Raw genomic sequence first — 20,871 nt, forward strand, 5'->3', positions numbered from 1 at the left:
CCGACCATGGAAACCCGCGTCCCGTCACATTCCGCCCCTGCCGCCGCCGCTCCGATGCAGCGCGTGCTTGCCTGGTCGGTTCACGCGTTCACGGCCTCGGGAGCCGTCCTAGGCCTGCTGGCCGTGCAGGCGATCCACGCGGGCCGGTTCCGCGAGGCGCTGGTGTGGCTGTTCGCGGCCTATCTGATCGACGCCGTCGACGGGTCTCTGGCACGGGCGGCCCGCGTCAAGGAGGTGCTTCCCTCGATCGACGGACGCATGCTGGATTACGTGATCGACTTTCTCAACATCGTCTTCATTCCGGCGTATTTCCTGCTTGCCTCCAGCCTGCTGCCCGAGCCCCTGCGCATGCCGGCCGCCGGTGCCGTTTTGCTGGTATCATGCTACCATTATGCCAATCTCGAGGCGATGACGGACGACTTCTACTTTCGCGGTTTCCCGGCCATGTGGAGCATCGTGGTGTTCTACCTGTTTTTCCTGAACCTGCCGCACTGGGGCAATGGCCTTGTCGTCGCGGGGTTCTGCATTCTCCATTTCGTGCCGGTCAAGTTCATCTATCCGACACGCACTGTCCGGCTTCGCCGGCTGAACCTGGCGCTGGTGGCGCTGTGGGCCGGGTGCAATCTGTTCCTGCTGTATGCGTTTCCCGAACCGGTCTACCCGGTGCTGGCGCTTTCGTCGGGCGTGATGGTCTATATGGCTGTCTTCAGCGTGCTCGCCACCGTCCAGGCATCGAAAACCGAGGGACGGACGGCGTCCCTTCAACCTTGAAAGGCGCGCGGCCATGAAACGGCTCGCCGTAGTCGGGGCCGGCCGGATGGCGCATGTCCGGACCCAGGCCTTTCTGGAGACGCAGCGGGTGATGCTGTGCGGTGTCGCGGCCCGGCGTCTGTCGAGCGCGCAAGCCTTCGCGCACCAGTATGGCTGCAATACCTGTTTTGACGATTTTCGGCGGTTGAGTTCCTGCGCGCCGGATGTGGTGCTCGTGGAAACCCCCCATCTGGTTCAGGAGGATGTGGTCCGCTGGGCGCTGGAAACGGGCGCGCATGTGCTGATCGGCGGAAGTCCCGCGAATTCGGCCGGGGAAGCGCGCAGGATCGCGGAACGGGCCGCCGCGCAAGGCTCGATCGTGGAGGCCGGCTATGAAGCCCGCTACAAGGCCGTCTGGGAAAGCGCCCGCCGCCGATTGCATTCAGGCGAGATCGGCACACTCATCGCGGTGCGGGCCGTGGCCCTGTTCGCGGCCGATCCCGCCAGCTGGTATTACGATCAGACCAACAGTGGCGGCATGCCCCTGACGCACATGACCTACGCCTTCCTCAACCCGCTGCGCGGACTGCTGGGCCATCCGCTCCATGTGTCGGCTTTCGCCAACCGCAAGAAACACACCGGGCCCGGACTGGTTCGCGAAGAGACCTGCGTTGCCGGGCTGCTGTTCCCAGACGAGGTCTTGTGCACCCTCACGGCCGGTTACGTGCGCTCCGGTTCCCCGGACGAGGATGCCGCGTGGCATGTCATCTTTCTGGGAACCGGGGGGGAGTTGCACGTGTTTCCCTCCGACGAGGGGCCGGGGTCGCTGCAGGTCCATTCGGGTGGCAAGGTCACGCAGGAGGTTTTCACCGGGGACAGGCCTTTTCTGGCCCAGGCGCAGTGCTTTCTCGACGCGATCGATGGCACCGGGTCATGCCGCAACACTCCCGCCGAATTTGTGGCCGATGTCATGATCGCGGAAGCCGTCGCCGCCTCGGCGGCAAGCCACCGGACCATCGCGATCGGTTTGCCCTGAACGGATGCCCGTCTCCGGGACGCCGGTGCCCCCGCCGTGAGCTGCCGGAACAGGCCGGCGCACAGGGTTTGCCTCCTTCAACCTTGTGCTGGAACAACGTCGCCGTACCGGCATTTGCTAAATTCTTCGGGACAGTTCGACAACCCGAAGGAGAGACAGATGTTGACGCGCAGAGCCGCATTGATGGGGGCAGCCGGCGTTGCCGCCAGCCCTTTCATCGTGAAGACGGTACAGAGTGAGGAAATCATGGATACATCCATGGCCCCGCCCACCGACCTGTCCGGTCTCGAACGCATCAAGCACAAGCTGGTGGCGCCGCCTTTCGTCCATGACCATGATCAGATCGCCCCTGCTGAGCCGCGGATCGTCGAATTCGAGATGAAGATCGTCGAGAAGGAAGTCCAGGTGGCCGACGATGCCTATCTCCAGGCAATGACCTTCAACGGGTCGGTGCCGGGGCCGCTGATGGTGGTCCATGAGGGCGATTATGTCGAGCTGACACTGTTCAACGGTCCCGACAACACCATGCAGCACAATATCGACTTTCATGCGGCCACGGGCGCACTTGGCGGTGGGTCCCTGACGCTGGTCAATCCGGGCGAAAAGACCAAGCTGCGGTTCAAGGCGACCCGGGCCGGAACCTTCGTCTATCACTGCGCACCGGGTGGCCCGATGATCCCCTGGCACGTCGTATCCGGCATGTCCGGCGCCATCATGGTGCTGCCGCGCAAGGGGCTGAGCGATCACAACGGCGCGCCGGTCGCTTACGACCGCGTCTACTATATCGGAGAGAACGACTTCTACATTCCGAAGGACGAAGCCGGCGACTACATGCGTTTCGAGGATGCCGGCGACAGTTATGCCGATACGCTCGAAGTGATGAACGGGCTGATCCCCAGTCATGTGGTGTTCAACGGCAAGGTCGGCGCGCTGACCGGCGAAGGCGCGCTGACGGCCAATCAGGGCGAACGGGTATTGTTCGTCCACAGTCAGGCAAACCGCGATTCACGCCCGCACCTGATCGGCGGCCACGGCGATCTGGTCTGGGAACTCGGCAAGTTCAACAATCCGCCTTCCCGTGACCTGGAAACCTGGTTTATCCGCGGCGGCTCCGCTGGGGCAGCGCTCTACGAGTTTCTGCAGCCGGGCGTCTACGCCTACGTGAACCACAATCTCATCGAGGCGGTCAATCTCGGCGCCACGGCGCATGTGCTGGTCGAGGGGGAATGGAACAACGACCTGATGGAACAACTCGTCGCTCCGACCGAATATGACGTCGCCTTCGAGGGCAAGACTGCGCTGCCTTAAGCACGGCAAGAAGTGCGAACTCGGCAATCGGGGGCGGCCGTTCAGCGGCTGCCCCCTTTTGCGATGTGAAAGGAGCCCGAGATGACATCCCGACTGCTTGCCGGCGCGGCGCTGGCGGTCACTGCCACAGCCGTCGCCGTGACCGCCTGGACCTTGACACGGCCCGCACTCACCGACCTGCCGGAAACCGTCGTGATTGCGCCGGGGGCCTTCACCTATCGTCCGGCCGGGACCTATCGCTTCTATGGCAAGCTGGTCGACGCACCCCTGGAATCGCCGGTGGCGGAGCATCCCCTGGAGATCATGAAATACCAGGTCAGCCGTGCCGAATATGCCGCTTGCGTCACCGAGGGGGCATGTCAGGCCTCAACCCCGCCGCAAAGTGGCGGCGCGGGGGCCGCGTTGCCGCAAACTGAAGTCAACTGGTATGACGCCACCGCCTACGCCGCCTGGTTTTCCCGCAAGACCCGGCAGAACTGGCGCCTTCCCGACGACCGGGAGTGGCAGCGCGCGGCAGCCGAGCGTTTTTTCGAGGAAGAAATCGTTGCCGAGGACGAGGACGATCCGGCGCAGCGCTGGCTCGCGGCCTATGCGCGCAATGTCGCGTCACGCGGCGACATCGCCGCCGAGCCGCAGCCGCTCGGCACCTTCGGAGAGAATTCTCACGGCGTGGCCGACATTGCCGGCAACGTCTGGGAATGGACCACCACCTGCGTGGCGAACTCGGATCTGACGGAAGAGGGGCTGGCGCCTGTCCGGCAGCAGGAATATTGCGGTGCCCATATCGCGGAAGGCAAGCACCGCGCGATCATCGTCGACCTGGTGCGCAACCCGAAGGTCGGCGGCTGTGCCGCCGGCCTTCCGGCGGATTATGTCGGCTTCCGGCTGGTGCGGGCCAGATAGGGGCCGATGCGCAGGGTGAACACCGAGAAGCCCGCGGCCCACAGCAGGGCCGCGATCCAGAGTCCGCTGACACCGGAAAAGAACATGTCCGGGGCAAGGACCCGGATCAGGGCCGCCAGGAAGACCATCGCGGCGGCGGCCGTCAGGACCGGTCCGGCGACAAGCGCGTGGCCGGTGTGTCCCAGGGACGCGCGCATCATCACCGAGATGGTCATGCCGCCGATGGCGCCGATGCCGAGCAGGTGGACACCCGCCGCGACCGGCAGAAGATCGACGGAAGCGGCTGCGGTCGCCGCGAGGCCAAGCGGCACGAAGCCATAGGCGACATGCAGCATCAGCAGCAGCGGTGACGCGCCCGTGCGGGCGCCTTGCCAGCGGCTCAGGCGAATGAAATGCAGCGCGGCGGCCGCCAGCAGCAATCCGCCCACCGGCCCGCCATGGGGATGAAATGCCCATGCCAGCAACGCGGCCGCTCCGACGACAAGGCTGATCGCGTCGAAGCGGCTGGCCGGGGCCGGCAGATGTGCCGGAGTGCGTTTGACCAGCCAGTTGCGGGTGAAACTTGGAATGATGCGCCCGCCGATCAGCGTGACCAGGAAGATCACCACCGCGAGGCCGAGCCGGCGGCCGACATCGGCACCGCCGAAGGCCAGTGCTTCGAGATGAAACCCCAGGTTCGCGACGAGCAGGAGCAGGACCGGCACCATCACCATCAGGTTGCGCCAGTTGCGGCCGGCGATGATTTCCACGATCACCATGGCTGCGATTGCCGCCAGAAACCCGGTATCGAGCAGCATCACCAGCACGGCGCCAAGCCCGAAGAGACCCGCGCAGGCAAGCCGGCCGGCGATCCACAGAACCAGCAGCAGGACCAGGGGCCAGCCCTGTTTCGGCATCCGACCCGTCCAGTTCGGGATCGCGGTGAACAGAAAGCCCGCGATGACCGCCGACGCATAGCCGAACAGCATCTCGTGGCTGTGCCAGTCCGATGGCGTGAACGGACCGCCCAGCGCCAGCTCCCCCTCCAGGGCCAGCATCCAGATCAGGATGGCCGCGATCGCGAACAGGGATGCAGCAAGAAAAAAGGGCCGGAAGCCGTAGCTGAAAAGGGCCGGTCCGTCATAGGAGTTCCGATTGGGTCGTGTCATGGCAGTGCCCTGGTCCTGACAGACAGGGGCGGTGACCGTTGCCGGCACCGCCCCTGCTGGAGTTCAACATGTTAGCCGGTTACTTGACCTGGGCGAAGATCTCGACGAAGCGCTTCTTGGCCTTGCCCCGCTGCTTGACCGCGCTGGCCGCATCGAGGTTGACGGCTTCTCCGACCTGGATCAACGCGACCATGCCCATGCCGTAGTGGGGGGTGCACTTGATGCCGTAGAGACCTTCGGCCTCGACGACGAGCGAGAAGTCCTTGCTCATCTTGCTCTTGAAAGGCGTAACCCCGTCCGGGAGCATGCCCTTGATGCCCTCGGCATTGTGTCCCTTGTCGACGGAAACGAAGGTGACCGTGTCTCCAGGCTCCGCCGCAACATAGGCCGGTTCGAACACCATGGACCCGGTTTCGCCCTTGTTGAGCATCTTGACTTCATGGGTTTCCGCAAATGCGGACGCCGTCATCAGGGCGAGAGCTGAAGCCACTGCGAGAGTTCTACGTAGCATCGGAAATCCCTTTCTTCGTTTCCGGTGTGTTTTCTGTGGCGCCGTTATGCTTTAGTCACCGCGGATAGACTTTGTGCTGCAACAAACTCCGGTACGACGCGTGACGAAAATCGACGAAAGTCTTCTGGTGGGTGTCCCGCCGTTCCGGCGTCTTGAGAAAAGACAAATCCGTGAAATCCTCGATCTCGCCGTCTCGAAGCGGTTCGACGAGGGCGTGACGGTGTTCTCCCAGGGAATGGTCGCCGAGCGCTTCTATCTTCTGCTCGACGGCTATATCCGTGTGCAGAAGACCACGCCCGGCGGAGAAACCATCATTGCCATGCATATCGCACCGGGGCAGTTGTTCGGCATCGCGCCGGCCCTGGGACGCGAGACCTATCCGGCGACCGCGCTGACCGCCGCCGAGACGCTGGCATTGTCCTGGCCGGTGCGTCTGTGGGATGAGTTCGTTGCGAACTACGACGGCTTCGCTTCGGAGACCTACAAGGTCGTCGGCGACCGGCTTGCGGAAGTCCAGGCGCAGCTCGCCGAGCTGGCGACCCAGGCGGTGGAACAGAGGCTTGCCTCGGCGCTTCTGAGAATGGTCAACCAGTCCGGCACGAAAGTCGACAACGGCATCGAAATCGGCTTTCCGGTGACCCGCCAGAACATTTCGGAAATGACCGGGACCACTTTGCACACGGTCAGTCGGGTGCTGAGCGCCTGGCAGAAACAGGGCATCGTGGAGAGCACCCGGCGCCACATTGTCGTGACCCGGCCCCATCAACTGGTCCTGCTGAGCGGCGCCGCGGGCTGAGCCTCCACGCGTGAATCGACCTTTTGGTCCGGGCCCCGCGATCATTACCCCACCTGCTTCACCGCCGCCCGAAGCTCCGCGCGAAAGGCCTGTTCGTCCAGACCGTATTCCCTGCAGGCATCGATGACCGTGTGAAACGGTGCGATCGGACATCCGAAACAGAGCATCCTGTGCCGAAGGAATACGGCGGGGGTTTCCGGCCAGAGCTCGAACAGACTGGTCAGCGTCAGATCCGGATCGTCGATGTTCGATCGGTGCATGGCACGATACCCCGTGCAATTCGAAGCGCCCCGGAGCTTGCTGTTCAAAGAGGACCGGGAGCCCCAGGTCCCGGCGGCGAATGCCTCCTTCATGACACGCGAATTCTCCGCCTTCTTTGTGCTGCGACAACATCGCCCGTTTCGGATCGCGGTAATCCGATTGCTTCCGCAACAAAGATCAGGTTCGGCACCATGTCAGAGATCCTAACCAAGTCGCGGGCCAGAAACGTTTTTTATGGGGGATCCCTGTTCTTCATAGTCGTTTTCGTGGCCATGACAATTCACAGCCACCGCTATGTGGTGGCCGTATCGACCGCGGGCATGCCGCTGAGCGAAGAGGTCAAGCTCGGCAAGGAAGTCTGGGAGCGTCACAGTTGCATCAACTGTCATACGCTGCATGGCGAAGGCGCCTATTTCGCACCCGAGCTGGGCAATGTGATGACGCGCTGGGATGTCCTGGACGATCCCGAGGCGGCCTACGAAATTCTCGATGGCTGGATGCAGGCGCAACCGTCCGGCGTGGAGGGCCGCCGCCAGATGCCGCATTTCGACATCAATGAGGAAGAAATGCGCGGCCTGGCCGAATTCCTGCGCTGGGCCGACCAGACCGACACCCAGAACTGGCCGCCGAACGACGCGGGTTAGATCAGCCGACGACACGACGGGTACGGCTTGTCGCTCTCAAACTGATCGATTTCCAAGTGTTGGCGCATCGGCGTTTCTTGAACGGCCAATGCTTCAAGGGAGAAAACTCATGAAATATCAATCGCAAAAAGTCGCATATGCCTACTTCCTGGCGGCCATGGGGCTGTTCGGAATTCAGGTGGCCGGCGGCCTGCTGGCCGGCTGGGTCTACATTTCCCCCAACACGTTGTCCGAGCTTCTGCCGTTCAACATCATTCGCATGATCCACACCAACGCGCTGATTGTCTGGCTTCTTCTGGGGTTCTTCGGGGCGGCTTATTACCTCGTGCCGGAAGAAAGCGAACGGGAGATCTATTCGGTCAAGCTGGCCTATCTGCAGCTGATCATCCTTGTCGTCGGCACGCTGGGCGCGGTCGCAAGCTATCTTGTCGGCATTCACGGCGGGCGCGAATTCCTGGAACAGCCCCTGTGGGTCAAGTTCGGTATCCTGGTGGCGGCGGTAATCTTCCTGATCAACATCTCGCTGACGGTGCTTGCCGGACGCAAGACCGCGATCACCAACGTGTTGCTGACCGGCCTGTGGATGCTGTCGCTGCTGTGGATCTTCGCCTTCATCAATCCGGCGAACCTCAGCCTCGACAAGATGTACTGGTGGTTCATCGTTCATCTGTGGGTCGAAGGCACCTGGGAACTGGTGATGGCCTCGATCCTGGCATTCCTGATGCTGAAGCTGACCGGCGTCGACCGCGAGGTGATCGAGAAGTGGCTCTATGTGATCGTCGCCACGGCCCTGTTTTCCGGCATTCTGGGCACCGGCCACCATTTCTACTGGATCGGCCTGCCCCAGTACTGGCAATGGGTCGGTTCGATCTTCTCGACCTTCGAGGTCGTTCCGTTCTTCGCCATGATGAGCTTCGCCTTCCTGATGGTCTGGAAAGGCCGGCGCAATCATCCCAACAAGGCGGCGCTGCTGTGGTCGCTGGGATCCGCGACGGTCGCCTTCTTCGGCGCCGGCGTCTGGGGGTTCCTGCACACGCTGCACGGTGTGAACTATTACACCCATGGCACCCAGGTGACGGCGGCGCACGGGCATCTGTCCTTCTATGGCGCCTATGTCGCCCTGAACCTGGCGATGTTCACCTACGCGATGCCGATGCTGCGCGGCCGCGAGCCCTACAACCAGGTGCTCAACATGGCCAGTTTCTGGCTGATGACCGGCGGCATGGCCTTCATGACCTTCGTGCTGACCTTCGCCGGCACCATCCAGACCCACATGCAGCGGGTCGTCGGCGACTACTACATGGACGTGCAGGACCAGCTCGAAATCTTCTACATCATGCGCTTCGGTGCAGGTGTGGCGGTGGTGATCGGAGCCCTGCTGTTCATCTACAGCCAACTGGTTGTCCGGCGCGAGATTGTCGAACCGGGCAGAGTGAATGTGCTGCCGGAAGGAGAGCGGGCATGAACGCGCATATGAGCGGCATCGCGGCCGAGCAGGATATCCCGTTCTATTCTCCGGTCGGCAACGAATGCGCCCTCTTCGAGACGGCCCACGCCAACGGTCTGCCCCTTTTGCTGAAGGGGCCGACCGGCTGCGGCAAGACACGGTTCGTGGAGCATATGGCGGCCAGGCTCGGCCGTCCGCTCTACACGGTCGCCTGTCATGACGACCTTTCGGCGGCCGACCTGATTGGCCGCTACCTTCTGCGCGGCGGCGAGACGGACTGGGTCGACGGGCCCCTGACCCGGGCGGTGCGCGAAGGCGCGATCTGCTATCTCGACGAGGTGGTCGAGGCGCGCAAGGATGTGACCGTGGTGCTGCATCCGCTGACCGACAACCGCCGCCGGTTGCTGATCGACCGGACCGGCGAGGAACTGGCGGCCCCGGCCGGCTTCATGCTGGTGGCAAGCTACAACCCCGGCTACCAGAATATCCTCAAGCGTCTGAAACCCTCGACCCGGCAACGGTTCCTGTCGATCGGCTTCGGTTTCCCCGATCCGGCGACCGAAACCGCGGTCGTGTCACGCGAAAGCGGGCTGGAGGAAAACCGGACCGCCCTGCTGGTGCGGCTTGCCGGCCATGTGCGGGCCCTGTCGGGAATGGATCTGGAGGAAGGCGTCTCCACGCGCCTGCTGATTTATGCCGCGACGCTGATTGCCGGCGGCATGCCGCTTGAACAGGCGCTGGAATCGGCGGTGATCGAACCGCTGACGGACGAGCCGGATGTGCAACAGGCCCTGCGCGATCTGATCGCCGCGGTCTACGGGTAGAAAGAAGCCGCCATGATCCGCCCGCTGGACCTGATGGAACCCGAGGAAACCGTCGGCAATCTCTGGCACAACTGGGCAAGCCATATGGCCGCGCCCGAAGGCTACGAGGCGTGTGCGGTTTCCCTGGACTCGGTCCGCGTCAGCCTTGCGGTCCTGTTCCGGGCGCTTGGCGGTGCCGGCGGCGCCGAGATCGGGGCGGCGGCGGCCAAGCCGTCGCGCCACCGTCGTGGCGTGGCGCGCACGATTGGCGACACGCGGCAACTGGAACATATTGCCGGTTTCGATGGCGAACGCCTGCGGCTGCCACCGGTGATGGATGTTTTTCCCGCCCCGGACCTGAACCGCGCCGCCTATCTCTGGCTGGCCGCGATGGCGGGCTGCAGCGCCGGACTGAGCGACCCGGAAGCGCCTGCGGACCCCCTGGTCGCGGATCTGCACCATCTGGCGGCGATGGAGGCGGTGACGGCTCGTGTCCTGAAGGCCTGTCCGGGACTGGAGCGGCCACATGCGGCGTTGCGCGCCTCTCTTCTGGAGACGCGCGTATCCCACACCAGTGGCGGCACCGAGGCCCTGGTCGAGGAGCTGACGCGCCGGCATCTGGGCGAACCGGTTCTGCTCACGGAAGCTGCCGGCGATCTGATGCACCGGTATCGGGCCGGAACGCTGCGGGCGCCGCGCGGCTATGCGCCGGTCGCACCGGTGCCGATCTGGTTGCGGCTGGAGCGCGGTGAACCCGGCAAGGCGGCCGCCGAACAGGACCCCGGAACGGCCCCTCCCGGACTGGCCACGACGACGCGGAAAGTCGGTATTCGGGAAGAACGTGAGCAGGCCAACCGCAAGGACAGCTTCATCATCCACCGTTTCGAGGCGATCCTGAGCTGGGTCGAAAGCATGAACCTCAACCGCTCGGTCGACGACGACGATCAGGACAATGCCCAGAAGGCGGCCGAAGACCAGGATCACATCACCCTGTCGCAGAACAACAAGCGCGCCGCGACCCGGCTGCGCCTGCATCTGGATCTCGCTCCCCAGGACGCCGACCACGAACGCCTGTCGGACCAGAGCACCTACCCGGAATGGAACCACCGCTCCCGCAGCTACATGCCCGACCATTGCCGCGTGCTGGAAGTCGACGCAACGGCCGATGCGGCGCAACGCATTGTCGCCGATCCGCGTCTGGTCGCCCGCGTCCGCCGTCAATTCGAGACCTTACATCCGCGCCGTATCCTGCGCCCGCGCCAGATCGAGGGCGCGGAACTGGATCTCGATGCGCTGATTGCCGCCCAGGTTTGCCTGCGCGCCACGGGCGCCGGCAGCGACCGGATCTATCAAAGCTTGCGTGTCACCGAACGGGATCTTTGCGTTGCCGTGCTGATGGACTGCTCACGATCGACGGAGGCCGTCATCGGGACCCGTTCCGTGATCGACACGGCGCGGGAGGCGTTGATGGCGCTGGCCGGGGGCATCGATGCGGCCGGGGATCGCTTCGGTATCTGGGGGTTCTCGTCCCTGCGCCGCGACCGGGTGTTCCTAACGCGCTGCAAGCGGTTCGACGCCCCCATGTCGGAACTCGTGACCTCCCGCATCGCCGGCCTGCGTCCCGGACATTACACGCGGCTGGGCACGGCCATTCGCCATGTCTCGGCGCAACTGGCCAGGGAGAGCGCGGCGCGCAAGCTGCTGCTGGTGCTGACCGACGGCAAGCCGAACGATCTCGATCACTATGAAGGCATGCACGGAATAGAGGACAGCCGCATGGCCGTCCGCGAGGCACGCATGCAGGCCCAGGCGGTGCACGCGGTCATCATCGATGCCGACGGCCAGGACTGGTTCGCCCGGATCTTCAACCGGGCCGGCTTCACGCTTCTGCCGGACCCGGCGCGTCTGACCCGGGCGCTTCCCGACATTTATCGTTCACTGGTACAGGAGACCTGACATGCGCATCTTTTCCGTTCTTGCCGCCCTGGGGACATCGCTGGCGGTTCCGGCCCAGGCCCTTGCCGCCGGGGTCCAGCGGCCGATCCCCAATCCGCAAACGGCAACCGCCGAGATGTGGTTTTTCGCGGCCTCGATCGGGCTTCTGCTGGCGCTGGCCGCGGTGCATTGGCTGGTCGCGCGAAGATGAGAACGCTTTTCGAGCCGGCTTTCCGGCCGGGCTGGAAACTGCTTGCCGCGCTCTATCCGTTCGGTGCCGGAGCCGCCGCGGTCAACCTGTTCTTCGCGTCGCTGATCCTCAGCTGGGTCGGCTGGCGGGTATTGACCCCCTGGGAGGCCGTCGCCGGTGGGCTGATCCTGGGCCTGCCCGCCACCTGGGCGTTCGCCCGGCACATCAGATCGCTGATGGAAAAAGCCGATGCCTCCGGCTGAGCGGGCCGGCGACCGCTCTTCAACAAGCCTTGCCTCCTGCGAGGCCAGCCCGGGCGTCGTCTTGACCTAACGCGGCTGAAAATAATTCAGCGGTATCTTGAGGTAGGAGCGGCCGTTGGTTTCAACTTCGGGCAGCCGCCCGCCACGGATGTTTACCTGCAGCGCGGCGAGCATCAGCCTGGGCAGGGGCAACGTGCTGTCGCGGGCATCCCGCACGGCGCAATAGTCCGTCTCGCCCGGATGATCACGGAAATGGATGTTCGACGCCTTGTGCTCGGCAACCGTTGCCTCGCACGCGGCCTCGCGACCGGCCGGCGCGTAATCGTGGCCCACGAACACGCGGGTTTCATCGGGCAGGGCGAGAATTTCCTGAATGCTGGCAAACAGCGCCTTCGAACTGCCGCCCGGGAAATCGGCCCGGCTCGAGCCGCTGTCCGGCATCATCAGCGTGTCATGCACGAAGGCGGCATCGCCCGCCAGATAGGTGATCGACGCCAGTGTGTGACCCGGCGAGAAAATCACCGTGACCGGAACGGTCCCGACCATGAATTGCTCGCCGCTGTCGAATAGCCGGTCCCATTGATGCCCGTCCGTGCGAAAGTCATCGGGCAGGTGATAGATCTCCTGCCACAACTTCTGCACATCCGTCACCCTGGCTCCGATCGCCGTCGCCGCGCCGGTTTTGGACTTCAGAAACGGCCCGGCCGAGAAGTGGTCGGCATGCGGGTGCGTGTCGAGGATCCAGACAAGCTCGATCCCCGCCTGTTCGACATAGGCCAGAAGCCGTTCGGCATTGGCCGTGCCCGTCGCGCCGGACAGGGGATCATAGTCAAGGACAGGATCGACAACCGCACCTTGCATCGTCTCCGGGTCATGGAAGACATATTGCCAGCTGCCCGTGATCTCATCCCAGAAGGATTTTACAATTGGATTTGACACGGGCAGTTCCCTGTCTGGGCACCATGACGATCGGCACCCTGGCTATCGACTTCTACGGCAGACCGGATCAACGCGATCCGGCCTTCATCATCCACAGTTCCTTCTCGTGCCACGCCAGCCTGTCGGTCAACAGACCGGTGGAGACCTCGTCACCGGCTTCGCCGGCTGTTGCGATTGCTTCCCGCAGGACAGCAGCGATCCTGTCATGCGCCGCGATCAATTTGGCCACCATGTCGTCCGCCGACTGCGGAGCGGCCGCTTCTTCACCGGCGAGCGCCATCAGATCGGACACGGAACCGGGAGCATAGGCTCCCAGGGCACGGATGCGTTCGGCGATCTCGTCGAGTGCGTCCCACAGATTGCGGTATTGCTCCTCGAAGACGGCATGCAACTGGCGGAAGCCCGGCCCCTCGACATTCCAATGGTAGCCGTGCGTCTGCACGTAGAGCCGGAACGTCTGACCCAGAACATTTTTCAGAGCATCGATATTGGCTTGCTGTATGGCGGTCATCCGACTGATCCTTTCGGTAACTCGTTTCGACAAGCTGAACATAAGAGCTTGCCTCGGCCATTTGAAATTGATAATAACACTTATTGTTATAGAGATTTTCAATAATGATCACTCTGCGTCAGCTGCGGTTCCTCGTCACGCTCTCCGACACGCTCAATTTCTCGCGCGCGGCCGAGCGGTGTTCGGTAACGCAACCGACCTTGAGCGCAGGCATCAAGGAACTCGAGGACCGGCTCGGCGCGCAGCTTTTCGAACGCACCCGTCAGAGCGTCATGCTGACGGCTCTCGGCGAAGACGTTGCCAGGCGCGCGCGGTCGGTTCTTGTGGAAGCGGCAGCGATCGAAACGCTCGCCAAGGCACACCGCAACCCGGGTGAAGGCGAGCTGCGCTTCGGGTCGATACCGACGGTCGGCCCCTATCTCATTCCCGCCGCGCTGCCGCTCGTCCGGACCCGTTTCCCCAAACTGAAGCTGTTCCTGCGCGAGGAGCTCACCGAAAGCCTGATCGAGGGACTGGGCCAGGGCAGGCTGGACCTGATCCTGATCGCCCTGCCGTTCGAGACCGGGTCGTTGGAGATCGCTCCCCTGTTCGAGGACGGCTATATGCTGGCAACACCCGGCAATGCCCCGGCTCCCGTTCTCGGCGAGGACGTGCTGGAGACCAGCAGCCGGCTGATGCTGCTGGAAAAGGGCCATTGCTTGCAGCGCCATGCCCTGAAGGCGTTGCCGAACCGACATCTGGAGCAGGACGAGAGTTTTTCGGCGACCAGCCTGACGACCCTGATTTCCATGGTATCGGAGGGGCTGGGCATCACCCTTCTTCCCGAATTGGCGATCGATGCGGGCATCGTCCCGGAAGGCACGATCAAGCTGACCCCCCTGCCCCGCGCCTGCCCGCGCCGGATCGCACTGGCCTGGCGCCCCGGGTCGGCCCGAAAGACCGTTTTTCTCCAGCTTGGCGAGGCCCTGAAAGCGGCGCGGAGAAACCAGATCCGCGCTGCTTCACTCCGGTCCTGAAGCCCTCCCGCCGCCGGGACACAGGCAGGTTCGTTCAGAGCGCCTGTTGCAGTCTGGCGGAGGGCTCATCGGCCTCCCCGACTTCGTCAATCCACACTTCGAACCCTTTCAGTTCGTGGCGGCCGAAACTGTGGGTCAGGGGCACGTCGGCGGCGTCCCGGCCCTGGGCAATAAGGACACGGCCAAACCGGGTGTCGTTGTTGCGCGGATCGAAAACCCACCATCTGCCGCCGAGATAGACCTCCATCCAGGCGGCGAAATCCATGGCCGAATGCGGCATGGGCTGACCGATATCGCTGACATATCCCGTACAGTAGCGTGCAGGGATATTGAGGCACCGGCACAGGGTAATTGCCAGATGGGTGTAGTCCCTGCAGACACCCACGCCTTCATTCAGCGCCTCCACGGCCGTCCGGGTCGGGCGCGAATGTTCGTACCCGAAACGGATTTTTTCGTGCACGAAATCGCAGACCGCCTGAACACGCGGCCAACCCTGGGGCTCATGGTTGAATTGCGCCCAGGCGAAGTCCGAAAGGACATCGGTCTCGCAGTACCGGCTCGGGAGCAGATAGGCCAGGGCTTCTGCCGGCAGCAGCTCCACCGGAATTTGCTCGGCAGATTGATCGGCCGGGTCGGGACGCCCGTCATCCCTGATCACCCCGTCGGTCGAGATCGTCATCAGGCCGGCGGGCGCGACCACCCTGCTGCACCAGTTGCCGAAACTGTCACGATAGGCCTCGATTGCGACCGGTGGGTCGGTTACCAGAAGGTCCGGCCGTTCCAGATCGCTCGCGCGCGAATAATGGACGTTGAGCAACAAGATCATTGGTGTCGGTGCGGGAAGATCGAAAGTCAGCCGGCACCCCAGTCGCATACGCATGATAGTGCTCCAAAGAAGTTACAAGTGCTTGCCGGCCAACGTCGTGCCCATCAAAACAGGCAGGGCCATCCGGATCTTGCCGTATCCAAAATTCAAATGCACCACATTCGTGAGGCTGCATTCTGGGGACTGAATTCAGGAGACCGATAGCGTTGTCCGTCTGGCCGCCACTGGTGCAAGCCTCAGTGAACGCCCAGGCCCCGCCCCAGGTTCCCTCACGGTCTCACAAATCGAACCACCGGCCTCCGTTGGTCAGGGCAGCAAGGCCCGCAGCCGGTTTCCTCTCCGGGCCCGCTACCGCTCAATCCCTGGGTGGAATATTGACCGCCCGTTCGCTGGCCGCGCGGCTCAGGCACGTGTCCAGCCAGCGCATCACGTTCCTGAAATCCGGCAGGCCAAGGACTTCGCCCGCCTCATAAAAGCCGCCGAGATTGCGGAGCCACGGCCAGCAGGCAATGTCGGCGATGGTATAGTCGGGGCCGATGATGAAATCCCGGTCGTCCAGGTGCCGGTCCAGAACCCCGATCAGCCGTTTGACCTCGTCGCGGTAGCGCTCGAACGGGCGGCGGTCCTCATAGTCACGGCCCGCGAACTTGTGAAAGAAGCCGAGCTGGCCGGCCATCGGCCCGAGACCGCCCATCTGCCACATCAACCATTGCATCGTTTCGGCCTTGCGGGCCGGGTCAGCCGGCAACAGCCGTCCGGATTTCTCACCCAGATAGATCAGCATGGCGCCGGATTCCCACAAAGGCAGCGGCTTGCCGCCCGGCCCGTCAGGATCGATCATCGCCGGGATCTTGTTGTTGGGATTGAGCGACAGAAATTCCGGGCTCCTCTGGTCGCCCGTTGCGAAATCCACCTTGTGGGCTTCATAGGGCAGGCCGGTTTCCTCCAGCATCGCGGAGACCTTGACACCGTTCGGCGTCGGCAGGGAATAGAGCTGGATCCGGTCGGGATACTGCGCCGGCCACTTGCGGGCGATTTCAAAGGCGTTCAAGGCAGACATGTCGCGATCTCCAAGTCATCTGGTTCCGGGAGCTTATCCGGGCAAGGCCGGCAGTCATACCAAAGAGCGTTGCTTTCAGGTCCTTTCCACCGGCGCGATGAGCGGAATTGTGCTTTCGCGGCAACGCGCCTATACCTGCCGGCACCTCCGATCAACCTATCCGCAGCAGTTTCAGGAAGTTCCATGGCAGACGATCACGAAGCCCGGCACGAAGCCCGGCTGGAAAAGCTCGAAGTCGACCTCGCCCATGCCGTCAACACCATCGAGGAACTCAACACGGTGGTGTTCAAACAGGCCCGGCAGATCGACAGGATGACCCGGGCCATGGCAAACATGACCGATCAGGTCGAAGAGCTGATGGAAAATTCCCAGCCCGGCCACCAGATCGAAAAACCCCCGCATTACTGAACGCGCCGGCACGACCCGCCCGCGAAAAGGCCTTACCATGCACAATGAACGTTTCACTCTGACCGCACGTCCGGAAGGCCGGCTCGGGCCGGACCACTTCACCAAAGTCGACGAAGATCTCGGTCCGCTGCAGGACGGCAAGGCCCGGGTCCGGGTCGTCTATGTTTCGCTCGACCCGGCCATGCGCGGCTGGGTCTCGCCGAGCACGGACAGCTATATTCCGCCGGTTCAGCTCGGCGAGACCATGCGCTCGCTCGGCGTCGGCGTGGTCGAGGAAAGCAGGACGGACGCCTGCAAGCCCGGCGACTGGGTGACCGGCATGACCGGCTGGACGCGGTACCTTGACGTTATGCCCGGCCAGTTGACGGTCGTGCCGAAGCTGGCAAAGATCGAGGATTACATCGGCGTGCTCGGCCTGCCCGGCGCAACCGCCTATCACGGTCTGGTCACCGAAGGTCGGGCCGCTGCCGGCGAAACCCTGTGCATCACCGGCGCCGCCGGGTCCGTCGGTTCCCTTGTCGGCCAGATCGGCAAGAGCCTCGGTCTGCGGGTCATCGGAATTGCCGGCACCCAGGAAAAATGCGACTGGCTGACGAAGGAACTCGGTTTCGACGCCGCGCTCAACTACCGCACGGACGACCTCGACAAGGGCCTGAAGGCCTTCGCGCCGGACGGCATCAACCTGCATTTCGAGAATGTCGGCGGCAAGCCGTTCAAGGCCGCGCTGCGCAACATGGCCCCCTTCGGCCGCATGGTCTTCTGCGGGTTCATCTCCGTCTACAACGGCGGCCCGGTCGAGGACGTGCCGGACATGACCGCCATCGTCCGCAAGCGACTGACCATCAAGGGGTTCGCGATGCCGGACCACTATGCAAGCTTTCCCGCGATCTTTCAGGAACTCGGCAAGTTGATGATGCAGGGCAAACTGAAATACCGTCTCGACATCGAGGACGGTCTGGAAAACGCTCCTGCCGTGCTCGACAAGCTGTTTGAGGGAACCAACAGCGGCAAACTGGTGGTCCGGGTTTCCGATCTCTGACACGCCTGGAATTTGATCCAGATCCTGACGCGTCGCCTTCAAGAGGGTATGCTCCGGCAGCTCTCTTGAAGGTATGCCATGCGTTTTATGAAACCCCTGTCCCTGATCGTGCTGGTGGCCGCCGCCGTTGCCGGCTGGCTCTGGTGGAGCGAGCGCCCCTCCCAGGTCGAGATCGCCACGCCCGTCACGGGCCGGGCCGCGGAAATCGTCTATGCGACCGCGGTGGTCGAACCGGTCCGCTGGGCCAAGGTGACCAGCGTCATCCGCAAGCGGATCGTCACCCTGTGTGGCTGCGAAGGCATGGAGGTCAGCCAGGGGGACGAACTGGCCGAACTTGACAGCGGTGATGCCAGGGCCACCCTGGCCGAACTGGAAGCCCGCCAGGCGCTTGCCCGGTCCGACAGGGAGCGCGCCCTGCAGTTGCTTGAGCGGCGGGTGGTCAGCCAACAGGTCTACGACAAGGCGCAGAGCGAGCTGATCCGCGTCAACGCCCTGATCGCCGCCCAGACCGAACGCCTGCGCGACTATCGCATCGTCGCCCCGATGGACGGAATGGTCCTGCGTCAGGACGGTTCTGTCGGAGAGGTCGCGGAACCTGGAGAGATCCTGTTCTGGATCGGTCAGCCCGCGCCGCTTCAACTGGTGGCGGAGGTCAACGAGGAGGACATTCCGAAGGTCGCCAGCGGTCAGACGGCGCTCATCAGGGCGGATGCGTTTCCGGACCGGGACCTGACGGCGGTCGTCGCCCGGATCACGCCCAAGGGCGATCCGGTGCTGAAGAACTATCGTGTCTATCTCGATCTGCCCGAAGACACGCCGCTGCGCATCGGCATGACCGCGGAAATCAATATCGTCACGGAAGAAAAGAACAGCGCCGTGCTGCTGCCTCTGGCGGCGTTCGACGGGTCCAGTGTCCAGATCGTCGGCGAGGGCAACCGGATCTCGGTGGTCACGCTGAAGACCGGCATTCGCGGCACCCGGTCCGTCGAAGTGCTGGAGGGCGTGGGTGACAACAACCGTGTGGTCGTACCGTTCAATCCGGCCCTCGGCGACGGCGACATCGTCAGGCCCCTGGACGGCAACAGGTCATGATGCTGCTGCTCCGGATCGCGGCCACGCATGTGCGCACCCGCCTGCGGCAGACGGTGGTTTCCACACTCGGCGTTGCGCTCGGGGTCGGCTTTTCCGTCGCCATGGCCAGCCTGATGGAAGGATCGCAGCGGGATTTCATGTCAACGCTCATCGAAGCCATCCCGAATGTCGAGATCCTGGACGAACGGCGCTTTCCCGAGACCCAACCGGCCAGCCGGATCTATGACGCGGTGGTATTTCATGGACTGAGGCCGAAGGAAGACCTGCGCGGCATCCGAAATCCGACCGAGGCACTAACCTCGCTGCGCGACTGGGTCAGCGGCACCATGGCACAGCGGTTGAGCGGCCAGGCCGTGCTGCGTTACAGCGGACAGGACATCGGCCTGACCCTGATCGGTGTGGTGCCGCGGCGCGAACTTGACGTCTCGAAGATCAGGGAGGACATGCGTTCGGGGTCGTTCGAGGACCTGGAAGCAACCGCGAACGGCCTTGTGATCGGGGACAAGGCCGCACAGCGGCTGGGCGCGGATATCGGAGACACGGTCACGCTGACCTCCGCGAACGGTGTCGCCAGGCGCTTCAAGATCGTCGGCATGTTTCATACCGGGATCACGACAAGCGACGAGGGCATTGCCTATGCGCCGCTGAAGGCAGTCCAGATCCTTCTTGAAAAGCCCGACATCATCAATTCCATTTCCATCCGCCTGAAAAACATCCAGGACGCCAGGGCCGTCGCCGCACGGGCCGAACGCCAGCTTGGCTACAAGGCCGTGTCCTGGGAGGAGGCCAACGAAGGGTTGATGGAGGCCTTCGTCGTACGCAACGTGATCATGTACACGGTGGTCGGCGCCATCCTCGTGGTCGCCGGGTTCGGCATCTTCAACATCGTCTCCACGATCGTTCACGAAAAGGCCCGGGACATCGCCATCCTGAAGTCGCTCGGGTTTCCGGAAGGCGACATCCAGCGGATCTTCGTGCTGGAAGGCCTTGTCATCGGCGTGCTGGGGGCCATTGCCGGATCCGGTCTCGGGTTCGCGCTGTCGAGCTACCTTGCCACCGTCAGGTTCGAGTTCACCACCGACGTGGAAATGACCCATCTGCCAATCCACTTTTCCGCTCTGCACTACGTCATCGCCTGCCTGCTGGCTCTGTTTTCCTCCGCCGTTGCCGGCTTCATTCCGGCACGCAAGGCCGCCCGGCTCAATCCCGTCGACATCATCCGGGGGGCAACATGAGCGGCCCGCCCGCCCCCGGACGCGTGAAAGCACCGCTTCTGGAAGCGCGGAAGCTCACCCGTATCCTGCCCGCCGTGGTGCCGGTCACCCTGGTGGAAGATGTCGATTTCGAAATCGGCGAAGCGGAATTCGTGGCGATCACCGGTCCATCGGGGTCCGGAAAATCATCGCTGCTCTATCTGCTCGGCCTGCTTGACCGGCCGACCGGGGGCGAGGTTCTGATCGAAGGTCAGAGGACCGATAACCTGTCTTCCGCCGAGCTTGCGCACCTGCGCCTTGAAAAACTCGGGTTCGTCTTCCAGTTCCACTTCCTTCTGCCGGAGTTTACCGCCCTCGACAACGTGATGATCCCCATGCAGCGGCTCGGGAAGCTGTCGCCAAAGGCGCAGCTCGACCATGCCACGGACCTGCTGGCCGAGCTTGGCCTGAAGGACTTCCTGCACCGCCGGCCGGAGCAGCTCTCGGGCGGTCAGCGCCAGCGCGTCGCCGTGGCCCGCTCCCTGGCCAACGCGCCCGACCTGATCCTCGCCGACGAACCGACCGGCAGCCTGGATTCGGCGTCCACGGAACAGGTCTTCCAGAGCCTGCAAAAGATCGTCGAGACCGAACAGACCACGGTGGTCGCCGTCACCCACGACCTGGATCTGGCCGCGCGAATGGAGCGGCGCATTCATCTGGTGGACGGACGCATCGACTATGACCGGCGGCTGTAGGAACATCTCGCACCCCGGGACCTGATGTCGACCGGAA

Annotated in this window: 24 protein-coding genes; 17 read left to right on the forward strand and 7 right to left on the reverse strand. The window is 63.5% G+C overall.

The window, feature by feature from the left end; genetic code table 11:
* The first annotated feature begins 6 nt into the window (after nucleotides 1-6).
* From AC0VX3_RS23120 to AC0VX3_RS23135, 4 genes are all read left to right on the forward strand, one after another.
* Nucleotides 7-771: a CDP-alcohol phosphatidyltransferase family protein gene (locus tag AC0VX3_RS23120; protein ID WP_475522490.1), complete on the forward strand. Its 765-nt coding sequence runs from the start codon at nucleotides 7-9 to the stop codon at nucleotides 769-771.
* Between the two features lie 13 nt (nucleotides 772-784).
* Complete coding sequence (locus AC0VX3_RS23125) at nucleotides 785-1,786, forward strand: Gfo/Idh/MocA family protein (protein WP_475522491.1); 1,002 nt, start codon at nucleotides 785-787, stop codon at nucleotides 1,784-1,786.
* Nucleotides 1,787-1,945: 159 nt separating this feature from the next.
* The gene (nirK, locus tag AC0VX3_RS23130) at nucleotides 1,946-3,094 is read left to right on the forward strand and encodes a copper-containing nitrite reductase (protein WP_475522492.1); all 1,149 of its coding nucleotides are present in this window, start codon (nucleotides 1,946-1,948) and stop codon (nucleotides 3,092-3,094) included.
* Between the two features lie 81 nt (nucleotides 3,095-3,175).
* Entirely contained in the window at nucleotides 3,176-3,997 is an 822-nt protein-coding gene (locus AC0VX3_RS23135) for an SUMF1/EgtB/PvdO family nonheme iron enzyme (RefSeq protein WP_475522493.1), read from the forward strand.
* Here AC0VX3_RS23135 and AC0VX3_RS23140 read toward each other — a convergent pair.
* Both AC0VX3_RS23140 and AC0VX3_RS23145 read right to left on the reverse strand, forming a co-directional pair.
* Complete coding sequence (locus tag AC0VX3_RS23140) at nucleotides 3,964-5,145, reverse strand: NnrS family protein (protein WP_475522494.1); 1,182 nt, start codon at nucleotides 5,143-5,145, stop codon at nucleotides 3,964-3,966. The two genes, AC0VX3_RS23135 and AC0VX3_RS23140, sit on opposite strands and share 34 nt — an antisense overlap.
* Nucleotides 5,146-5,224: 79 nt before the next feature.
* A complete protein-coding gene (locus AC0VX3_RS23145; protein ID WP_475522495.1) occupies nucleotides 5,225-5,635 on the reverse strand; it encodes a pseudoazurin in 411 nt (136 codons plus the stop codon).
* A 121-nt stretch (nucleotides 5,636-5,756) separates the two neighbouring features.
* Here AC0VX3_RS23145 and AC0VX3_RS23150 point away from each other — a divergent pair, with 121 nt between their 5' ends.
* Nucleotides 5,757-6,452: a Crp/Fnr family transcriptional regulator gene (locus tag AC0VX3_RS23150; protein WP_475522496.1), complete on the forward strand. Its 696-nt coding sequence runs from the start codon at nucleotides 5,757-5,759 to the stop codon at nucleotides 6,450-6,452.
* Between the two features lie 44 nt (nucleotides 6,453-6,496).
* On the opposite strand, the gene AC0VX3_RS23155 is transcribed toward AC0VX3_RS23150, so the two are convergent.
* On the reverse strand, nucleotides 6,497-6,805 hold the full coding sequence (locus tag AC0VX3_RS23155; RefSeq protein WP_475522497.1) for a DUF1858 domain-containing protein: 309 nt from the start codon (nucleotides 6,803-6,805) through the stop codon (nucleotides 6,497-6,499).
* Between the two features lie 99 nt (nucleotides 6,806-6,904).
* Between AC0VX3_RS23155 and AC0VX3_RS23160 the strand changes: the two genes are divergently transcribed.
* The 6 genes from AC0VX3_RS23160 (at nucleotide 6,905) to AC0VX3_RS23185 (ending at nucleotide 11,995) form a co-directional block, all read left to right on the forward strand.
* Nucleotides 6,905-7,357, forward strand: coding sequence for a c-type cytochrome (locus AC0VX3_RS23160; RefSeq protein WP_342891081.1), 453 nt, complete (start codon nucleotides 6,905-6,907; stop codon nucleotides 7,355-7,357).
* Between the two features lie 109 nt (nucleotides 7,358-7,466).
* The gene (locus AC0VX3_RS23165) at nucleotides 7,467-8,822 is read left to right on the forward strand and encodes a cbb3-type cytochrome c oxidase subunit I (RefSeq protein WP_475522498.1); all 1,356 of its coding nucleotides are present in this window, start codon (nucleotides 7,467-7,469) and stop codon (nucleotides 8,820-8,822) included.
* On the forward strand, nucleotides 8,819-9,628 hold the full coding sequence (locus tag AC0VX3_RS23170) for an AAA family ATPase (protein WP_475522499.1): 810 nt from the start codon (nucleotides 8,819-8,821) through the stop codon (nucleotides 9,626-9,628). The genes AC0VX3_RS23165 and AC0VX3_RS23170 overlap by 4 nt, the downstream gene beginning before the upstream one ends.
* A gap of 12 nt (nucleotides 9,629-9,640) precedes the next feature.
* Nucleotides 9,641-11,563 (forward strand): nitric oxide reductase activation protein NorD, encoded by a 1,923-nt coding sequence (locus AC0VX3_RS23175; protein WP_475522500.1) that lies wholly within the window; start codon nucleotides 9,641-9,643, stop codon nucleotides 11,561-11,563.
* A gap of 1 nt (nucleotide 11,564) precedes the next feature.
* The gene (locus tag AC0VX3_RS23180; RefSeq protein ID WP_475522501.1) at nucleotides 11,565-11,753 is read left to right on the forward strand and encodes a hypothetical protein; all 189 of its coding nucleotides are present in this window, start codon (nucleotides 11,565-11,567) and stop codon (nucleotides 11,751-11,753) included.
* Entirely contained in the window at nucleotides 11,750-11,995 is a 246-nt protein-coding gene (locus tag AC0VX3_RS23185) for an NnrT protein (protein ID WP_342891086.1), read from the forward strand. Before AC0VX3_RS23180 ends, AC0VX3_RS23185 begins: the two co-directional genes overlap by 4 nt.
* Nucleotides 11,996-12,061: 66 nt before the next feature.
* Here the strand turns inward: AC0VX3_RS23185 and AC0VX3_RS23190 are convergent, their stop codons facing one another.
* Both AC0VX3_RS23190 and AC0VX3_RS23195 read right to left on the reverse strand, forming a co-directional pair.
* Entirely contained in the window at nucleotides 12,062-12,934 is an 873-nt protein-coding gene (locus tag AC0VX3_RS23190; protein ID WP_475522502.1) for an MBL fold metallo-hydrolase, read from the reverse strand.
* A gap of 67 nt (nucleotides 12,935-13,001) precedes the next feature.
* Nucleotides 13,002-13,445 (reverse strand): Dps family protein, encoded by a 444-nt coding sequence (locus tag AC0VX3_RS23195; RefSeq protein ID WP_475522503.1) that lies wholly within the window; start codon nucleotides 13,443-13,445, stop codon nucleotides 13,002-13,004.
* A 104-nt stretch (nucleotides 13,446-13,549) separates the two neighbouring features.
* Between AC0VX3_RS23195 and AC0VX3_RS23200 the strand changes: the two genes are divergently transcribed.
* Nucleotides 13,550-14,461: a hydrogen peroxide-inducible genes activator gene (locus AC0VX3_RS23200; protein ID WP_475522504.1), complete on the forward strand. Its 912-nt coding sequence runs from the start codon at nucleotides 13,550-13,552 to the stop codon at nucleotides 14,459-14,461.
* 34 nt (nucleotides 14,462-14,495) lie between these two features.
* Here AC0VX3_RS23200 and AC0VX3_RS23205 read toward each other — a convergent pair whose 3' ends face one another.
* Entirely contained in the window at nucleotides 14,496-15,341 is an 846-nt protein-coding gene (locus tag AC0VX3_RS23205) for a transglutaminase-like domain-containing protein (protein WP_342891090.1), read from the reverse strand.
* A gap of 301 nt (nucleotides 15,342-15,642) precedes the next feature.
* The gene (locus AC0VX3_RS23210) at nucleotides 15,643-16,347 is read right to left on the reverse strand and encodes a glutathione S-transferase N-terminal domain-containing protein (protein WP_475522505.1); all 705 of its coding nucleotides are present in this window, start codon (nucleotides 16,345-16,347) and stop codon (nucleotides 15,643-15,645) included.
* A 183-nt stretch (nucleotides 16,348-16,530) separates the two neighbouring features.
* Here AC0VX3_RS23210 and AC0VX3_RS23215 point away from each other — a divergent pair, with 183 nt between their 5' ends.
* The 5 genes from AC0VX3_RS23215 to AC0VX3_RS23235 all read left to right on the forward strand — a co-directional run bounded on the left by AC0VX3_RS23215 (nucleotide 16,531) and on the right by AC0VX3_RS23235 (nucleotide 20,834).
* A complete protein-coding gene (locus AC0VX3_RS23215; protein ID WP_475522506.1) occupies nucleotides 16,531-16,755 on the forward strand; it encodes a SlyX family protein in 225 nt (74 codons plus the stop codon).
* A gap of 37 nt (nucleotides 16,756-16,792) precedes the next feature.
* Complete coding sequence (locus AC0VX3_RS23220) at nucleotides 16,793-17,794, forward strand: NADP-dependent oxidoreductase (RefSeq protein WP_475522507.1); 1,002 nt, start codon at nucleotides 16,793-16,795, stop codon at nucleotides 17,792-17,794.
* A 78-nt stretch (nucleotides 17,795-17,872) separates the two neighbouring features.
* Nucleotides 17,873-18,886, forward strand: coding sequence for an efflux RND transporter periplasmic adaptor subunit (locus AC0VX3_RS23225; RefSeq protein ID WP_475522508.1), 1,014 nt, complete (start codon nucleotides 17,873-17,875; stop codon nucleotides 18,884-18,886).
* The gene (locus tag AC0VX3_RS23230) at nucleotides 18,883-20,121 is read left to right on the forward strand and encodes an ABC transporter permease (RefSeq protein WP_475522509.1); all 1,239 of its coding nucleotides are present in this window, start codon (nucleotides 18,883-18,885) and stop codon (nucleotides 20,119-20,121) included. Before AC0VX3_RS23225 ends, AC0VX3_RS23230 begins: the two co-directional genes overlap by 4 nt.
* Complete coding sequence (locus tag AC0VX3_RS23235) at nucleotides 20,118-20,834, forward strand: ABC transporter ATP-binding protein (protein ID WP_475522510.1); 717 nt, start codon at nucleotides 20,118-20,120, stop codon at nucleotides 20,832-20,834. Before AC0VX3_RS23230 ends, AC0VX3_RS23235 begins: the two co-directional genes overlap by 4 nt.
* Nucleotides 20,835-20,871 lie beyond the last annotated feature (37 nt).

Source organism: Roseibium sp. QJM3NY_11 (genome assembly GCF_056173175.1).

Coding starts and splice junctions, on each gene's coding strand:
- AC0VX3_RS23120 (WP_475522490.1), top strand. CDS start 7: ATGGAAACCCGCGTCCCGTCACATTCCGCCCCTGCCGCCGCCGCTCCG.
- AC0VX3_RS23125 (WP_475522491.1), top strand. CDS start 785: ATGAAACGGCTCGCCGTAGTCGGGGCCGGCCGGATGGCGCATGTCCGG.
- nirK (WP_475522492.1), top strand. CDS start 1,946: ATGTTGACGCGCAGAGCCGCATTGATGGGGGCAGCCGGCGTTGCCGCC.
- AC0VX3_RS23135 (WP_475522493.1), top strand. CDS start 3,176: ATGACATCCCGACTGCTTGCCGGCGCGGCGCTGGCGGTCACTGCCACA.
- AC0VX3_RS23140 (WP_475522494.1), bottom strand. CDS start 5,145: ATGACACGACCCAATCGGAACTCCTATGACGGACCGGCCCTTTTCAGC.
- AC0VX3_RS23155 (WP_475522497.1), bottom strand. CDS start 6,805: ATGAAGGAGGCATTCGCCGCCGGGACCTGGGGCTCCCGGTCCTCTTTG.
- AC0VX3_RS23160 (WP_342891081.1), top strand. CDS start 6,905: ATGTCAGAGATCCTAACCAAGTCGCGGGCCAGAAACGTTTTTTATGGG.
- AC0VX3_RS23165 (WP_475522498.1), top strand. CDS start 7,467: ATGAAATATCAATCGCAAAAAGTCGCATATGCCTACTTCCTGGCGGCC.
- AC0VX3_RS23170 (WP_475522499.1), top strand. CDS start 8,819: ATGAACGCGCATATGAGCGGCATCGCGGCCGAGCAGGATATCCCGTTC.
- AC0VX3_RS23175 (WP_475522500.1), top strand. CDS start 9,641: ATGATCCGCCCGCTGGACCTGATGGAACCCGAGGAAACCGTCGGCAAT.
- AC0VX3_RS23180 (WP_475522501.1), top strand. CDS start 11,565: ATGCGCATCTTTTCCGTTCTTGCCGCCCTGGGGACATCGCTGGCGGTT.
- AC0VX3_RS23185 (WP_342891086.1), top strand. CDS start 11,750: ATGAGAACGCTTTTCGAGCCGGCTTTCCGGCCGGGCTGGAAACTGCTT.
- AC0VX3_RS23195 (WP_475522503.1), bottom strand. CDS start 13,445: ATGACCGCCATACAGCAAGCCAATATCGATGCTCTGAAAAATGTTCTG.
- AC0VX3_RS23200 (WP_475522504.1), top strand. CDS start 13,550: ATGATCACTCTGCGTCAGCTGCGGTTCCTCGTCACGCTCTCCGACACG.
- AC0VX3_RS23205 (WP_342891090.1), bottom strand. CDS start 15,341: ATGCGTATGCGACTGGGGTGCCGGCTGACTTTCGATCTTCCCGCACCG.
- AC0VX3_RS23210 (WP_475522505.1), bottom strand. CDS start 16,347: ATGTCTGCCTTGAACGCCTTTGAAATCGCCCGCAAGTGGCCGGCGCAG.
- AC0VX3_RS23215 (WP_475522506.1), top strand. CDS start 16,531: ATGGCAGACGATCACGAAGCCCGGCACGAAGCCCGGCTGGAAAAGCTC.
- AC0VX3_RS23220 (WP_475522507.1), top strand. CDS start 16,793: ATGCACAATGAACGTTTCACTCTGACCGCACGTCCGGAAGGCCGGCTC.
- AC0VX3_RS23225 (WP_475522508.1), top strand. CDS start 17,873: ATGCGTTTTATGAAACCCCTGTCCCTGATCGTGCTGGTGGCCGCCGCC.
- AC0VX3_RS23230 (WP_475522509.1), top strand. CDS start 18,883: ATGATGCTGCTGCTCCGGATCGCGGCCACGCATGTGCGCACCCGCCTG.
- AC0VX3_RS23235 (WP_475522510.1), top strand. CDS start 20,118: ATGAGCGGCCCGCCCGCCCCCGGACGCGTGAAAGCACCGCTTCTGGAA.